Here is a 15,637-nt window from a genome sequence, read left to right as displayed (position 1 = left end):
CCCGGATATTTTTTAGTTTACGCGCCAAAACCAAACCAACCAAACCAAAACCAAACCATTAAAAAGTAGTATGCAAAAGCTAACCAAAGCGTTGCTGATCGCAGCGCTGTTGCCCGTTGTGGCCTATGCCCAGGACAGTACCCAATTTATCAAAGGTTCCTGGAAGGAGCTGACCGCCAGGGCTCAGAAAGAGCACAAGCCCATTTTTATTGACACGTATTTTGAAGGCTGCCATGCCTGTAAAGACATGGAAGTGAAGGTATTTCCCCGGCCGGAAGTAAAGCGGTATATGGAAGAAAATTTCATTTGTACCGGTTATGATGTGTTTAAAGAAGAGTTCGGGATGGAACTGTGCCGCAAATATTTTATGCGTGGATTTCCTACCTACCTGGTTATCAGTGGAGAAGGCCAGCTGTTGAACCGCGGTGCGGGATATCAGGAGCCAGACAGGTTTATGGCTTTCCTGAAAGAGAATATTGCGCGTTACAAAGAGGGCCGGTACCTGGCTGGTTTTGGAAATAGCCTGTCTTCCAAAGACCCTGACTTTTACCGGGCTATGTGGAACAAGGATTACAAAGGAGGTAACAAGGAAGAAATAGCTGCTTATCTGGGCAAACAGAAAGATAAGCTGGCGGAATCTACCTTCAAGGTAATGCAGATGAGCCGGGAGCTGCCCGCCGATTACCGGGCTTTTTACCTGAAAAACAGGGCGTCTTACGTGGCCCGTTTCGGGGAAGAGCTGAACAATAACATCCTGGACGGCCTGTTAAAGCAGGATATCGCTGCGCTGCCGGCTACACTGGATATGGCTGTCTTTACTGCTTTCCTGCAAAAACAGCAGCAGGTATACGGAGCTGGTGACTGGTCTTATGTGCAGATGTTTTATGCAGAGAACTATCTCTTCAAAAAATGTAAGGATGCGAAGGCGTTTTTGGAATTTGCGGCTGCCCATCCTGATAAGAATGAGAACAGGGTTCGATACATGAATTTTTACATGGGTGCTGATATGGCCAAAGATCCTGCGCTCAAATCGCTGTATCTGAAATGGGCAGAACCAGTGGTGACAGCAGATGCCAGTCAGGAAACCTTGCAGATGCTGGCATATATGAGTAAAGGGCTGGATGAGAAGGTACAGGCTAAAAAATACTTCGGCTGGTTAATAGCGAAGAAAAAGGCCTGGGGTGATGATGCAGCAAGAGAGGAAAAAGAGCTTTCCCAGTTATAAAATAAAAAAGCAGCGAAAATTTTTCGCTGCTTTTTTTATTTAAAAATCAGATCAGATTAGTTCAGTGCTTTGTTCACCAGGTCAGCAGCTTCGCTGAGGAGGGTAGCAGACTGTACTTTCAGGCCGCTGGCTTCGATCAGGTCTTTTGCTTCTTTGGCGTTGGTACCTTGTAAACGTACGATGATCGGAACGTTGATGTTGCCGATGGATTTGTAGGCGTCGATAACACCCTGGGCAACCCTGTCGCAACGAACGATACCACCGAAGATATTGATGAGGATCGCTTTTACTTTAGGATCTTTCAGGATGATGCGGAAGCCGGCTTCCACGGTTTGTGCGTTGGCAGTACCACCTACGTCCAGGAAGTTGGCAGGATCACCACCGCTCAGTTTGATCATGTCCATAGTAGCCATGGCCAGACCGGCGCCGTTCACCATACAACCTACGTTACCGTCGAGTTTTACGAAGTTCAGGTTGTATTTGCCTGCTTCTACTTCGGTAGGATCTTCTTCAGTGATGTCGCGGAGTGCTTCCAGGTCGGGATGACGCATCAGTGCGTTGTCGTCGAGGTTTACCTTAGCGTCAACGGCAATGATTTTTTCATCGCTGGTTTTGAATAATGGGTTGATTTCCAGCATGCTGCAATCCAGTCCTACGTAAGCGTTGTACAGGTTGGTTACAAATTTAACCATGTTTTTGAACGCTTCGCCGCTTAAACCGAGGTTAAAAGCGATGTTACGGGCCTGGAATGGTTGCAGGGCCATGTTTGGCTTTACCCACTCTTTGAATATTTTTTCCGGTGTGTTGTGTGCTACTTCTTCAATGTCCATACCGCCTTCGGTAGAGTACATGATCACGTTCTGACCTTTAGCGCGGTCGAGCAGGATAGACAGGTAAAATTCTTTTACCGGGTTAGGGCCGGGATAATAAACGTCCTGTGCTACCAGTACTTTGTTAACCAGTTTACCAGCTTCGCCAGTCTGGATAGTTACCAGCGTACCACCGAGAATATTGCCTGCAATGGTTTTAACGTCTTCTGCATTTTTTCCTACAGCTACTCCTCTCTGCTCTGTTCCACGGACTTTACCTTTACCGCGTCCACCAGCGTGAATTTGCGCTTTAACCACAGCAAACTCGTTACCGTATTGCACCTTCAGTTGTTTGTACGCCTCGGCCGCCGCTTCTGGCGTATCTACGGGAATGCCTTCCTGTACCGGTACATTATATTTTTTCAACAGTTCTTTAGCCTGGTACTCGTGTAAGTTCATCGCAATAAAATTTGGCGCTAAAATAGGTCATTATGATTTAAATATAAAACTGCAGTCATTTGTGAATTAAAAAATAACTTTGCGCGGGTTTGATTTTTAAACCCGACTTTTAATTAATCGTATTAATCAGATGAGTGAATTAAAGGATCAGATCAAAGAAGCCGGTGACTTTATCAGGAAATTCTGGCAGGAACGCCCCGTAGCAGGCGTTATTTTGGGCAGTGGGTTGGGAAACCTGACCAAGGAAATAGAAAGTAGCATAGAAATTTCTTATCGTGATATCCCACATTTTCCTGTGTCAACTGTAGAAGGACATTCCGGCAAACTGATACTGGGGTATATGCAGGGCAAGCCTATTGTGGCCATGGCAGGACGTTTCCACTATTATGAAGGGTTTTCCATGCAACAGGTGACTTTCCCGGTACGGGTGATGAAGGAGCTGGGTATTCATACCTTATTCATTTCCAATGCTGCCGGCGGTATGAACGCTGCTTTTGAAGTGGGGGATCTTATGATAATCACAGATCATATCAATCTGCAGCCGGAGCATCCTTTACGTGGACGTAATGACGAAACCCTGGGACCCCGTTTCCCGGATATGAGCGAACCTTATTCCAAAGACCTGATTTTTGCGGCTTTTCAGATAGCTGCTGCCAACAATATACATTTACATTCCGGTGTATACGTAGGTGTACAGGGCCCTACTTTCGAAACCAGGTCTGAATACAAATACATGCATATCATCGGTGGTGATGCTGTAGGTATGAGTACTGTGCCCGAGGTGATTGTGGCCATACATTCCGGTCTGAAAGTGTTTGCGATGAGTGTGATTACCGATATTGGCATCCGGGAAGAAGAAAATGTGATTACCCATGAGGAAGTGCTGGAGGCAGCACATGCGGCAGAACCCAAGCTAACGCTTATCTTTAGTGAATTAATCCGGCAACTATAAACGTTTTGTCATTTTCGGATGAGGCATCTTCTTATTATCATAGCCCTGCTATTGGCAGGAGGGCATTCTTTAATGGCCCAGTTCAATACCGGGCGTTTCGGCAATATGGGCGGCGGCGGTGGCGGCACCAACAAAATGCAGCGTGATACCAGCAAACATGATCACGAACCGGACACGCTGACGCTGACCTACCGCTATCTCGGTGAACCTACCGATTTCGGCATAGACTCTTCTGTGGCAGACTTTAACACGGATTTCCTGAAAGTGCCGGCCAACTACATGACATTGGGCAACAGCGGTGCTGCTGCCCGTAACCTTATTTTTACGCCTCTTCTGAAACCCGGATTTGACGCCGGTTTTCATGCCTACGATGTATATGGCTTCACACACGCCAATGCGCGGTTTTATAATACCAACCGCCCATATTCTGAACTGAACTACCTTGTAGGCAGTAAACAGGAACAGGTGATAGGTGTAACCCATACCCAGAACCGTACGGACCGGTTCAACTTTGCCTTCGACTACCGCAAAATAAACTCACCAGGTTATTTCCGGACACAAAACACGAATCACGATAGCTACCGGCTCACTGCCCGCTATCAAAGCAAAAACAAAAGGGCTAACACCTACTTCAGCTTTTACTTCAATAAGCTCAATGGTGGAGAAAACGGTGGTATCAAAAATGATTCATTCCTGAACAGTAATCTGTACAGGAACCGTCAGAGTATCGATGTGAACCTGGGTAACCAGGAAGTAACTCAGTATGCCTTTTTCGGGTCCAAAATACCCGTGAAATCGCAGTATAAGGAAACAGGGATACTGATCCAGCAACAGTACGACTGGGGCCGCGGTGATTCCCTCCATATCAATGACACTACGGACTATTATCGTTATACGCCGATATTCAGGGTGCAATACACCTTCAACTATCAGAACAACGATTACCAGTTCATTGATACCAATCAGGACACTACCTTTTATACGCGGCATTACGGTTTTGATTTTATCCCGGGTGATACTATCACAGCCAGACATCAATGGAAGACAATTTCCAATGACCTGTCACTGGTGCAGTTTCCGGTATTTGGTAACCTCGGTCACTTTATCAACGTGGGAGCCCGCTTTGAAACGATTGCCGGTGTGTTCCTGGATGCCAATATCAATTTTACCAATCTGGCACTGCATGGTGAATACCGGAACAAAACACGTAATAAACTGTGGGACTTCTCTGCCCGCGGAGAATTATACGTAGCAGGGCAGAATCTTGGAGACTACAGTCTTTACGGTATGTTGCGCCGTCATATCAACGACTTGCTGGGAGATGTGAAACTGTCGGTGACGAATGTCAACCGCGAGCCGTCTTATGTGTATAAATTCTTTAACAGCAGTCGTAATACCTGGTATAACAGCACGCTGGCCAAGGAAAATACCACTCAGCTGCAATTTGCAGCCGAAAACAAAAAGCTGAAATATAACCTGGCGGTCAACTATTTCCTGTTTACCAACTACACTTATTTCAGCGACTATTTCCACAGTGCGCAGGCGCCGTCCCTGTTCAACCTTCTGCAGGTAGTACTTAGTAAGAAGTTCACTATTTCACCGTTCTCCTGGTACATGGATGTTGCTTTCCAGCAGCGTCATGGCGACGGACCGCTGAATGTACCTACATTCTGGACCCGTAACCGCTTTGCCTTCGAGAAGGTGCTGTATAAGAACCTCAACCTGATGACCGGTCTGGAGTTCCGTTATAATACAGACTACTACGCCGACGACTACTCGCCGTTGCTGGGACAGTTTGTTTTCCAGAACAGTACCAAGGTGAAATATTTTTCACCGGACATTTCCGCTTTTGCACATTTCCGTATCAAATCCTTTTCAGCTTTCGTGAGAGCTGAAAACCTGAATACATTCTTTGCTGAAAACAACCACAGCGCGCCGTTATACCCATATAACAACTTCGCATTCCGCGTTGGGCTCCGTTGGTGGTTTATCAACTGATTTTCTGCACCTTGTAGCCGCATACAAGGTGCAGAAAAATCTTATTTTGTAGTTTGTTGAACCCGTATTTATACTTATGAAACGTATCTTTTCTGTACTGCTGTTGCAGTGTTCTCTTGTATTTATAGCCTATGCCCAGAATGATCCTATTGATCAGGGCATGGTACAGATTTATGGTAATGAAGAAGGCGCAGCCTGGCTGAATGGCGACGAACCCTGGCAGACCATTACCAAAGGAAATTATATGGCCATAGAGCACCTCTTCGGAGGACAACTTAAAACAGGTTATGTACGACAGTACTATATACTGATCAGGCGAGCGGATAATATGACCTGTGGAGATATACAGTTCCGCTTCTGGTTTTCCTGGGCCAATAAACCCGGTCATGAGTTTCAAGTAAGTAAATGGTGGGGCCAACTTTGGGAAGGAGGTTATACCTTGGTGCAGATTCCTCCTACAATGGCGCAGGCGATAAAGGCGGGCCTTAATCCCGGTAACCCATCGGATTGGTTCTGGAGAATTGATGGGCGCATTATCGGATGTGGTTCAAACAAGTCTGCTTCTGCCAAGATCTCTGCCATGTATCTGAGAGCAATAGATTATTATCAAGGGAACACAGTGGATGTAAAACTCAATGAAGATGGAAATGTGACGATGGCTACCCGGTATGTGCTGGGAGGTGGTTATGGAGATATCGCCGTAAAAAATGGGAACGTAGGTATTGGTTCCTTTGACCCACAGGCCAAACTGGCGGTTAATGGAACTATCCTTGCCAAAAGAGTGAAAGTAAGCCAGGATGCTGCTGACTGGCCTGATTTTGTATTCCATCCGGATTATGCGCTGCCTTCTTTAGACAGCACCGCCGCTTTTGTTGCCCAGAACCGCCATCTGCCGGGAATTCCATCTGCGCAGCAGATCGCACAAAACGGGCTCGACCTGGGAGAAATGAATAAATTGTTGCTGCAGAAAGTGGAGGAACTTACCCTGCACCTGATTCAGCAGAAGGGAGAAAATGAGGCGTTAAAAGCCAGAGTGGAGCAATTGGAGCAAGCGCAGGCATCTCCCCGTAAAAAGAAAAAAACGAAACGCTAACCGAATGTTAAAATAACCGGCGCATCCGGAATTTCATCCTCGTGATGATGAAAAACAATTTATTGTAGTATTTTTGTATTTCATCATGAAACGTTTTCTCGCCATATTTTTTGCTGTCCTTTACACGCTGCTTACCAGCGGGTTTACGGTCAACGTGCATTACTGCATGGGCAAACTGGCATCTGTAAAGCTGCAGAGCGATTCTGATAAGGATCAGTGCAAGCGTTGCGGAAGGCCGGTAAAAAGTATGGACTGCTGTAAAAACGAGGTGAAATTCTGCAAGGTGACGACCTCCCACGAGGCGGCCAAAGCCCTGCAGCAGGATGCACCGGTTACCATGGATCTGCAGCTGCCCGTAAGAATCCTGCAGGCTCCAGCCTTATCTGTAACAGACATTCGTCTCACTGGTTATCCCCATGATCCACCGGGGCCCAATCTTCACACCCCCGTTTTCCTCCGGAACTGTTCATTTCTGATCTGATACAGTTGTTTCTGTTGTTTTCCACATCGTGGAAACATATAGGCATTGCTGTAATTATTAATCTATAAATATTCAGATCATGAAAATATTATCCATTCTTTTAGTTGCATTGGGTTTAACTTTTGGCGCCCAGGCGCAATATAAAAAAGCCAGCTTACAGGCTTCCGGCCTTACCTGCGCCATGTGTTCACGGGCTACACTGGAATCTCTCCAGACACTGCCTTTTGTTGATAAAATTGATACCGATTTAGATAATACCACCTTTATCTTATACTTTAAACCAGGCGCTGTAGTGAGCATCGACGCTATCAAAGCGAAAGTGGAAGATGCCGGTTTTTCTGTAGGTAAACTGGTGGTGACTGCTAATTTCAACGAGGTAAAAGTTCAGAACGACACCCATGTGCCTTTTGCCGGCAGCACCCTGCATTTTATGCATGTCAAAGATCAGGTGCTGAATGGCGATAAAGACATTACTGTCATCGATAAAGATTTTGTCTCTTCCAAACAGTTCAAAAAATATTCAACTGAAACAAGTATGCCCTGTTATAAAACAGGGATAATGGCAGATTGCTGCAAGCCCCACGAAGCAAACGCTTCCAAAAGGGTTTATCATGTAACCATTTAACACTATCTTGTTTTCGGTATGCGCAAACTTTTAATCATGGTCCTTGCCCTGTGTGGCATCGGCCAGGTAACAACAGCACAGGAATTATACGTTAATACAGAACCGGCCAGCAATATGCCGGCGAACTCGCTGGGTATCCGTCTTAGCAACAAGTTTTTTAAAATGGAGCACGACGGTACTACCGGGATGCGCTTTGAACCGGAAGTTATGTGGGGCATCAGTAAAAAGCTGATGGTACATGCTATTGGTTATGCCTCCAACATGATGCAGTCTTCCATCAGGATGGAAGGCGGTAGTGTTTACGCCAAATACCGGTTCCTCTCACTGGATCAGCAGCACGCCCATTTCAGGATGGCTGCCTATGTGAAAGGTTCTGTAATAGACAACCCGTATTTCCCGACCACGGAGGCAACCAAAAAGCCGTATCACAACACAGACCTGGATCTGGAAGGTGCTACCTCCGGTGTGGCCGGCGGTATCGTAGCCACACAACTGTTACATAAACTGGCATTGTCTACTACGTTGGGGTATTCCCGTTATATGAACAATGTGAAGGACAATATCCCCGAAGGGTTCCCAAAAAACTCGGTCAATTATAGTTTGTCTGCAGGATATCTGGTGCTGCCGGTAAGGTATAAGAATTTTAATCAGACCAATCTGAACCTGTATGTGGAGCTGTTGGGTAAAACCAATACAGACGTAGCAGGACGTGGTTCTTACCTGGACATAGCGCCGGCAGTACAATTCATTTTCAACAGTACTACCCGGCTCGATCTGTCTTACCGTACTCAGTTGGCCGGTGATATGCCGCGTAACTCGTTTAACTCAATGCTGGTGCGAATAGAGCACAACATTTTTAATATTAAAAAATAATCCGCGTGAAAACAGATCTGTTCATAAAAAATATGGTTTGTCCGCGCTGTCTCAAGGTGGTTAGATCGGTGCTGGAAGAAGCTGGACTTACTATTGAAGATATACAATTAGGTAAAGCTACGGTGGAAGAAAAGCTGACTGAGCAACAGTTGCAGGGAATTTCATCAGCTTTGCAGGCGGAAGGCTTTCTGCTGATTGACGATAAAAAACAACAGCTGGTAGCCGCCATCAAAAATATTGTAGTAGAAACCGTGCATTATTCTGAACTGGATGAAATGAGAGAAAATTTCTCCACACTGTTGGCAGGCAAATTGCAAAAGGATTACCATTACCTCAGCAGCCTCTTCTCTGAAATGGAAGGAGTAACCATCGAGCAGTATATCATCCAGCAGAAAATTGAACGGGTGAAAGAGCTCCTGGAATACAATGAACTGAGTTTGAGCGAAATCAGCTACAAGATGGGCTACAGCAGTGTGGCGCATCTGTCGGCACAATTCAAAAAAGTGACCGGCCTCACTCCAAGCCAGTACAAGCAGTTGAAAACGCCCAATCGTATTCCACTGGACAAATTATAATATTGGAAGTTAGTTGTTTTAGTTTTAGTTGAAAGAGAGGCTACCGAATACCGTAGCCTCTTCTTTAAAAATCAGCGGAGATGAAAAAAACATTATTAGCCATTTGGAAATTCATACAATCATTATTTACAAAAAAAGAATGCTGCCGCTAAGGTGTCCCAGGGCTAAAGCCATGGGCTATATTGGTTTAGCTCAAAGACGGTGGTTTAAAATAATTTAGCCTGGGGCCTTAGTCCCGGGTTATTTTTTTTATATATAAATAACCACTTGTGTTTTTATAATATTTAGCCTTGAGTTTTAGTATTTCCAATTGTAAATACCCCCATATATTATCTAGTTTAGCCCAGGACTTTAGCCCTGGGCTATTTTTTGGCATAGAAATTATATATCTTTAGCCATTGATTTATTCAAATGAAGTACAAGATTATTTTAAGTTTGTTATGCGGCTCTGGAGTGTTATTGTTAGCCTGTGGACACCAAAAGAAACGCGTAGTTCCCCAAAAGAAACAGATTGTCGCCAACATCAGGCAGCTCGATGAAGTGATCCGGGAAAGTATCACCGAGCGATTGAATGCTATTCAGGACAATGATGGTTTGATGGAAGACAGCCTTCCAGCATTTCGTACTGCTGCCATCCGGGATTTTTACAAGGAAAAAGACAATGCCGGCCGCTGGTCGCATGATGGGGTGGCCAATCCGGCTGCAGCCACTATGCTGGCCGCTATCCGTCAGGCTGATGAGGTGGGATTGTTGCCTGCCCATTATCATGAACCGGCATTGAATGCTGCCTTTGAGCAATTTTCCAAAGATCCTGCCGCCAAAAAAGACGCTGCCTTATGGGCCAGGGTAGACGTGATGCTCTCAGATGCTTTTATGAGAATGGCTTCTGACCTGCGTTTCGGAGCAGCTCCCCGTGACAGTGTTACGCTGAAAGCGGATTCTCTTTTTACCGATGTTGAGCTGACGGCCAAATTAAAGCAGGCACTTGAGCAAAATGATGTTGCTGAGCTGCTGCATGGCCTGGAACCTACTCATGCCGGTTATCTGGCGCTGAAAGAAGGTATCCATAGCTTCAAAGAAAAGTATGCATCTTATCACTGGGATACGCTGCCGCTCAATTACACGGATACTGCGGCATTCCGGTTACAGGTTATCAACCGGCTGGTACAAAGCGGTCATCTGGATACTGCTGGCAAAGTACTGGACAGCACGTTGCTGAAGACAGGTGTAAAAGCTTTTCAGAAAGAATTTAACATCTATCCTGATGGAGTAGCCGGCAAACGTACCGTGATGGCTATGAACAGGTCTGTACGCGACTGGGTGATGCAGGCAGGGTTGAACCTGGACCGCTGGCGCAAACTACCGGACACCATGCCTAATCAGTATATCATGGTTAACCTGCCCGGCTATACGCTCAGGGTGGTAGACAGCGGAGAGGTGAGGCTGGAGTCGAGGGTGATCGTAGGTACACCACGTACCCGCACGCCTATCCTCAATTCCTACATGACCAATTTTATGCTGTATCCATACTGGCGTGTACCCTACAGCATTGTATTTAAAGAGATGCTGCCCGCGATCAAAAAAAATGTGGGTTATCTGGCATCTAAAAACCTGGAAGTGATCGATGCTGCCGGTAATACCGTAGATCCGTCTACGATAGACTGGAGTAAGTTATCAAAGGGGCATTTCCCTTATGTATTACGACAGATGGACGGCCTGGACAACTCGCTGGGTATCATGAAATTTAATTTCCGTAATAAATACAGCGTATACCTGCATGATACAAATAACAGGGGACTGTTTAAAAATGCCATGCGTGCTATGAGCCATGGTTGCGTACGTGTGCAGCAGTGGGACAGCCTGGCGGAGTATCTGATATCTTCGCCGGATACGGCTAATCACCGGATAGACAGTGTACGTGCCTGGATAGTCCGTGAAGAAAAAAGACAGGTGGACCTAAGCAAACGTGTACCGATTTACTTCCGGTATTTTACAGCAGAAGGAAAAGAAGGCACCCTGGTGTTTTATGATGATATTTATGGAGAAGACAAGGTGGTACGCCGCCAGATGGGATTATAACCGATCAGTAGTAATGAACATAAAAGAAGGGCTGACCATTGGTCAGCCCTTCTTTTGTATTTGACAGAAAAATTATTTGGCAAGTTTCGCTTTCAGTGCTTTGTCCAGCTCTTCGAGGAACTCTTCAGTATACAGATAATCTTTACCGTGGGCTACTTTGTTACCGTGGATACAAACAGCGAGGTCTTTGGTCATTTTACCGCTTTCCACTGTTTCGATACAAACCTGTTCGAGGGCGTGGCAGAAGTTGATCAGTTCCTGGTTGTTGTCCAGTTTACCACGGAATTCCAGACCGCGGGTCCATGCGAAGATGGAAGCGATTGGGTTGGTGGAGGTAGGTTTACCGGCCTGGTGGTCGCGGTAGTGGCGGGTTACAGTACCGTGGGCAGCTTCTGCTTCCATGGTTTTACCGTCTGGCGTAACGAGGGTGGAGGTCATGAGACCGAGGGAGCCGAAGCCTTGCGCTACGGTGTCGGACTGTACGTCGCCATCGTAGTTTTTGCAGGCCCATACGAAGTTACCGTTCCATTTCAGGGCGCTGGCCACCATGTCATCGATGAGGCGGTGCTCATAAGTGAGGCCGGCAGCATCGAAAGCAGCTTTAAATTCCTGCTGGTAGATTTCTTCGAAAATATCTTTGAAGCGACCATCGTATTTTTTCAGGATGGTGTTTTTGGTGCTCAGGTACAGCGGCCATTTTTTCATCAGTGCCTGGTTGAAACATGCACGTGCGAAGCCTTTGATAGACTCGTCAGTGTTGTACATAGCCAGGGCAACGCCGTCGCCTTTGAAGTTGTATACTTCGTGTTCGATTACTTCACCGTTTTCACCTTCAAATTTGATGGTGAGTTTGCCTTTACCTTTGGTAACGAAGTCGGTAGCGCGGTATTGGTCGCCGAAAGCGTGACGGCCGATGCAGATAGGCGCGGTCCAGTTAGGTACCAGGCGAGGTACGTTTGTCATTACGATAGGCTCACGGAATACAGTACCATCCAGGATGTTACGGATAGTGCCGTTCGGTGATTTCCACATTTGTTTCAGGTTGAATTCCTTAACACGGGCTTCATCCGGAGTGATAGTGGCGCATTTGATACCTACACCTACTTCACGGATGGCGTTGGCAGCGTCGATAGTCACCTGGTCGTTGGTGGCATCACGATGCTCCATACCCAGGTCAAAGTATTTGATTTCTACGTCCAGATATGGAAGTATCAGTTTGTCCTTAATGAATTTCCAGATGATCCGTGTCATCTCGTCTCCATCCAGTTCTACCACCGGATTAGCAACTTTAATTTTTGACATTACGGTTTTTTTTAAAAAATTAGATTAAAAGCAACAAAAAACGAACAACTATTCAAGCAAGTCCCTTTTCAGGGATAATCACGAAAAATACGAATAGCTGAGAAAATTACAAAACATTTTCGCCGGCCGGGGCGGTGTAGTGCCAGCAAACCTTTGCTGGTACTACGATTGTGCAATAAATAAGCGCACAAAGGAGCGAAGATTACGTATACCGATTACCGGGAGATAATCAGTAGCGGTAGATCTTCGCTCCTTTTATTATTGGTTTGTCCTAAACTCTGCGGATTAGTGCTGCATTTGTTTGATCACCTCGTCAGCAAATTCGCTGGTTTTCACCAGGGTGGCGTCGTCCATCAGATTGTAGAAATCGATGGTAACGCGTTTGCGGGCGATAGCGGTGCTCAAACCGTGAACAATGATCTGTGCAGCTTCTTTCCAGCCCATGTATTCCAGCATCATTACACCGCTAAGGATAACGGAAGATGGATTCATAGTATTGGTGTTGGCGAAGCGAGGAGCTGTACCGTGGGTAGCTTCAAACACAGCATGACCGGTAACGTAGTTGATATTGGCGCCAGGGGCGATACCAATACCACCAACAGCGGCAGCCAGTGCATCGGAGATATAATCACCGTTCAGGTTGAGGGTAGCTACTACGGAATAGTCCTGCGGAGCCAGCAGTATCTGTTGGAGGAAGTTGTCCGCGATCACGTCTTTGATCAGCAGTTTACCTTCAGCCAGCGCTACTTTCAGCTCTTTATTGGCAGCTTCTTCGTTTTGTTCTTTTTTAGTTTTTTCCCAGCGTTCCCAGGTGTATACTTTATCACCGAATTCTCTTTCAGCGAGTGCGTAGCCCCAGTTTTTGAAACCACCTTCGGTGAATTTCATGATATTCCCTTTGTGTACGAGGGATACGGAAGGACGTTTGTGCTCGAGTGCATAGAGGATGGCAGCACGAACCAGTCTTTCTGTACCTTCGATAGATACGGGTTTGATACCGAGGGAAGAGGTTTGCGGGAAACGGATTTTCTTAACGCCCATTTCATTTTGCAGGAAATTGAGCAGTTTTTCCGCCTCAGGCGTACCTGTCATATATTCGATGCCGGCATAGATATCTTCTGTGTTTTCACGGAAGATGACCATGTCTACCTTTTCAGGATGTTTAACAGGAGAAGGTACTTTGTTGAACCAACGTACAGGCCTTACACAGGCGTAGAGGTCCAGTTCCTGGCGCATAGCCACATTGAGGGAACGGATACCACCACCTACAGGTGTAGACAACGGACCTTTGATAGACACCAGATACTCTTTCAACGCGTCCAGCGTCGCTTTAGGCAGCCATTCGCCGGTTTCCTGGAAGGCTTTTTCACCTGCCAATACTTCTTTCCATTCAATTTTCCTTTCGCTACCATAGGCTTTTTCAACAGCTGCGTCGAATACACGGACGCTGGCTTTCCAGATATCCGGACCAATTCCGTCGCCTTCTATAAATGGTATGATTGGGTGGGTAGGGACCTGTAACAGGCCATTGTTCATCGATATTTTTTCTGCCGGCATAAAACGGTTTCTTTATGCGTTACGTAAAAGTTGTAATCGGGTGCAAAGTTATGGCATTCCAATGTAAGGCCGGTCAACTTTCTTGCTTTATTCTGCTGAAATAACACAGTACATATAACTTTTTGCTTATGTCAGTATTAATGCTATTTTGCTGTACTTTTTTAATCAACCTAAAACAGTAGATACCCTCATGGTCCCTTATTCCTTTCTGGCGTTGGGCGATAGTTATACGATCGGTGAATGTGTAGCGGAAACAGAACGTTTTCCGGAACAGACAGTTGAGCTGCTTCGCAGCAAAGGCATAGCTGTGCAAACACCCCGTATAGTAGCTACTACCGGCTGGACGACAGACGAACTGGAGCAGGGCATCAGGGATGCTCATATTACCGGTACTTATGATATAGTGACGCTGCTGATCGGCGTTAATAACCAATACAGGGGCCGTGACCTGACCGAATACCGGGAGCAGTTTACCGCCTTATTGCAACAGGCCATTGGTTTTGCAGGCAACCGGCCTTCCCATGTGGTTGTGCTCTCTATCCCCGACTGGGGCGTGACTCCTTTTGCCGCCGACCGCGACCGTGCTGCTATTGCTACACAGATAGATGCCTACAATGCGGCCAATAAAGACATTGCAGCATCTATAGGTGTTCATTGGCTCAATATTACCCCCTATACCCGTGAGGCTGCACATGATATTACGCTGGTAGCATCCGACGGCCTGCATCCCTCGGGGAAAGATTATGCCCGCTGGGCCGCAGATCTGGCCGCATGGTTACCACAGGCATTGCACTAAGCCAAAAAATATCCTACATTCATATATTTAAGGAAAACCTACACACTATGGAAAGCCATATCGTAAAAGTATTGTCGGTAACCCCGGTAACACACAATGTCAGATGTTTTAAAGTAGAGAAGCCTGAAGGCTATACTTTTGTCCCCGGGCAAGCCACCGAAGTGGCTGTTAACAAGCCCGGATGGGAAGAAGAGCGTCGCCCCTTTACTTTTACCGGTCTGAATGAGTGGGACCATCTGGAGTTTACCATCAAGATTTATGAAGATCACCATAGCGTGACCGACCAGCTGGGCCATGTGCAAGCCGGCGACAGTTTTATTATCCATGATGTATGGGGCGCCATCCATTACAAAGGTGAAGGCGTTTTTATCGCCGGCGGCGCCGGTGTTACCCCTTTTATCGCCATTTTCCGTGATCTGCAGAGGAAAGGCCAGTTGGGTCACAACAAACTGTTTTTCTCCAACCGGACCTTTGGTGATATAATTCTTAAAGAAGAATTTGAACAGATGCTGGGCGACAACTTTATTAACACCATTACAAGAGAAGAAGTGCCGGGTTATGAGCATCATATTATAGATGAAGCTTATTTGAAAAGAAAGCTTCCCAATTTCGACCGGCAATTTTACATCTGTGGCCCTGATATAATGGTTCAGGATCTCCGTGCAGTACTGGAAAGATTGTCCGGTAGCGCCGATCTCGTGACCGTAGAAGTCTGACCTGACAACGGTGGAAATGGAGGTCATCATTTTCACCGGTATTTTCCTGCATTTTACCGGCAAAAGCACATTTTTAGCCTAAAGAGACTTTCGCGGC

Annotated in this window: 14 protein-coding genes; 11 read left to right on the top strand and 3 right to left on the bottom strand. The window is 46.3% G+C overall.

Going from position 1 to position 15,637, the window contains the following annotated elements; all coding sequences use genetic code 11:
* Positions 1 to 70: 70 nt before the first annotated feature.
* Complete coding sequence (locus DF182_RS07030; RefSeq protein WP_113614940.1) at positions 71 to 1,225, top strand: thioredoxin family protein; 1,155 nt, start codon at positions 71 to 73, stop codon at positions 1,223 to 1,225.
* Positions 1,226 to 1,281: 56 nt separating this feature from the next.
* On the opposite strand, the gene sucC is transcribed toward DF182_RS07030, so the two are convergent.
* On the bottom strand, positions 1,282 to 2,493 hold the full coding sequence (gene sucC, locus DF182_RS07025) for an ADP-forming succinate--CoA ligase subunit beta (RefSeq protein WP_113614939.1): 1,212 nt from the start codon (positions 2,491 to 2,493) through the stop codon (positions 1,282 to 1,284).
* A gap of 130 nt (positions 2,494 to 2,623) precedes the next feature.
* On the opposite strand from sucC, the gene DF182_RS07020 reads away from it, so the two are divergent.
* The 8 genes from DF182_RS07020 (at position 2,624) to DF182_RS06985 (ending at position 11,169) form a co-directional block, all read left to right on the top strand.
* Positions 2,624 to 3,445, top strand: a complete 822-nt coding sequence (locus tag DF182_RS07020) for a purine-nucleoside phosphorylase (protein WP_113614938.1) — start codon at positions 2,624 to 2,626, stop codon at positions 3,443 to 3,445.
* Positions 3,446 to 3,463: 18 nt separating this feature from the next.
* Positions 3,464 to 5,443 carry a putative porin gene (locus DF182_RS07015; RefSeq protein ID WP_113614937.1) on the top strand — a complete coding sequence of 660 codons (1,980 nt, stop codon included), beginning with the start codon at positions 3,464 to 3,466 and terminating at the stop codon, positions 5,441 to 5,443.
* A 76-nt stretch (positions 5,444 to 5,519) separates the two neighbouring features.
* Positions 5,520 to 6,536 (top strand): hypothetical protein, encoded by a 1,017-nt coding sequence (locus DF182_RS07010; protein WP_113614936.1) that lies wholly within the window; start codon positions 5,520 to 5,522, stop codon positions 6,534 to 6,536.
* Between the two features lie 85 nt (positions 6,537 to 6,621).
* On the top strand, positions 6,622 to 7,017 hold the full coding sequence (locus DF182_RS07005; protein ID WP_113614935.1) for an HYC_CC_PP family protein: 396 nt from the start codon (positions 6,622 to 6,624) through the stop codon (positions 7,015 to 7,017).
* A gap of 79 nt (positions 7,018 to 7,096) precedes the next feature.
* On the top strand, positions 7,097 to 7,642 hold the full coding sequence (locus DF182_RS07000) for a heavy-metal-associated domain-containing protein (protein ID WP_113614934.1): 546 nt from the start codon (positions 7,097 to 7,099) through the stop codon (positions 7,640 to 7,642).
* An 18-nt stretch (positions 7,643 to 7,660) separates the two neighbouring features.
* Positions 7,661 to 8,515, top strand: coding sequence for a transporter family protein (locus tag DF182_RS06995; RefSeq protein ID WP_113614933.1), 855 nt, complete (start codon positions 7,661 to 7,663; stop codon positions 8,513 to 8,515).
* Between the two features lie 5 nt (positions 8,516 to 8,520).
* The gene (locus tag DF182_RS06990; protein WP_245957385.1) at positions 8,521 to 9,090 is read left to right on the top strand and encodes a helix-turn-helix domain-containing protein; all 570 of its coding nucleotides are present in this window, start codon (positions 8,521 to 8,523) and stop codon (positions 9,088 to 9,090) included.
* 411 nt (positions 9,091 to 9,501) lie between these two features.
* Entirely contained in the window at positions 9,502 to 11,169 is a 1,668-nt protein-coding gene (locus DF182_RS06985) for a L,D-transpeptidase family protein (protein WP_113614932.1), read from the top strand.
* A gap of 72 nt (positions 11,170 to 11,241) precedes the next feature.
* Here DF182_RS06985 and DF182_RS06980 read toward each other — a convergent pair whose 3' ends face one another.
* Both DF182_RS06980 and icd read right to left on the bottom strand, forming a co-directional pair.
* On the bottom strand, positions 11,242 to 12,471 hold the full coding sequence (locus DF182_RS06980; RefSeq protein WP_113614931.1) for an NADP-dependent isocitrate dehydrogenase: 1,230 nt from the start codon (positions 12,469 to 12,471) through the stop codon (positions 11,242 to 11,244).
* 285 nt (positions 12,472 to 12,756) lie between these two features.
* Positions 12,757 to 14,028: an NADP-dependent isocitrate dehydrogenase gene (gene icd / locus DF182_RS06975; RefSeq protein ID WP_113614930.1), complete on the bottom strand. Its 1,272-nt coding sequence runs from the start codon at positions 14,026 to 14,028 to the stop codon at positions 12,757 to 12,759.
* 190 nt (positions 14,029 to 14,218) lie between these two features.
* Here icd and DF182_RS06970 point away from each other — a divergent pair, with 190 nt between their 5' ends.
* Positions 14,219 to 14,824 (top strand): SGNH/GDSL hydrolase family protein, encoded by a 606-nt coding sequence (locus tag DF182_RS06970; RefSeq protein ID WP_113614929.1) that lies wholly within the window; start codon positions 14,219 to 14,221, stop codon positions 14,822 to 14,824.
* Between the two features lie 47 nt (positions 14,825 to 14,871).
* Positions 14,872 to 15,540, top strand: coding sequence for an FAD-binding oxidoreductase (locus DF182_RS06965; RefSeq protein ID WP_113614928.1), 669 nt, complete (start codon positions 14,872 to 14,874; stop codon positions 15,538 to 15,540).
* Positions 15,541 to 15,637: the final 97 nt, after the last annotated feature.

It is taken from the genome of Chitinophaga flava, assembly GCF_003308995.1.
GTDB classification, from domain to species: Bacteria; Bacteroidota; Bacteroidia; order Chitinophagales; family Chitinophagaceae; genus Chitinophaga; species Chitinophaga flava.
The sequence above is the reverse complement of the archived record's forward strand: the minus strand, read 5'-3'. Positions and strand labels throughout refer to the sequence as shown.

Coding starts and splice junctions, on each gene's coding strand:
- DF182_RS06995 (WP_113614933.1), top strand. CDS start 7,661: ATGCGCAAACTTTTAATCATGGTCCTTGCCCTGTGTGGCATCGGCCAG.
- DF182_RS07020 (WP_113614938.1), top strand. CDS start 2,624: ATGAGTGAATTAAAGGATCAGATCAAAGAAGCCGGTGACTTTATCAGG.
- DF182_RS06965 (WP_113614928.1), top strand. CDS start 14,872: ATGGAAAGCCATATCGTAAAAGTATTGTCGGTAACCCCGGTAACACAC.
- DF182_RS06980 (WP_113614931.1), bottom strand. CDS start 12,471: ATGTCAAAAATTAAAGTTGCTAATCCGGTGGTAGAACTGGATGGAGAC.
- DF182_RS07000 (WP_113614934.1), top strand. CDS start 7,097: ATGAAAATATTATCCATTCTTTTAGTTGCATTGGGTTTAACTTTTGGC.
- icd (WP_113614930.1), bottom strand. CDS start 14,028: ATGCCGGCAGAAAAAATATCGATGAACAATGGCCTGTTACAGGTCCCT.
- DF182_RS07005 (WP_113614935.1), top strand. CDS start 6,622: ATGAAACGTTTTCTCGCCATATTTTTTGCTGTCCTTTACACGCTGCTT.
- DF182_RS07015 (WP_113614937.1), top strand. CDS start 3,464: ATGAGGCATCTTCTTATTATCATAGCCCTGCTATTGGCAGGAGGGCAT.
- DF182_RS07030 (WP_113614940.1), top strand. CDS start 71: ATGCAAAAGCTAACCAAAGCGTTGCTGATCGCAGCGCTGTTGCCCGTT.
- DF182_RS07010 (WP_113614936.1), top strand. CDS start 5,520: ATGAAACGTATCTTTTCTGTACTGCTGTTGCAGTGTTCTCTTGTATTT.
- sucC (WP_113614939.1), bottom strand. CDS start 2,493: ATGAACTTACACGAGTACCAGGCTAAAGAACTGTTGAAAAAATATAAT.
- DF182_RS06970 (WP_113614929.1), top strand. CDS start 14,219: ATGGTCCCTTATTCCTTTCTGGCGTTGGGCGATAGTTATACGATCGGT.
- DF182_RS06985 (WP_113614932.1), top strand. CDS start 9,502: ATGAAGTACAAGATTATTTTAAGTTTGTTATGCGGCTCTGGAGTGTTA.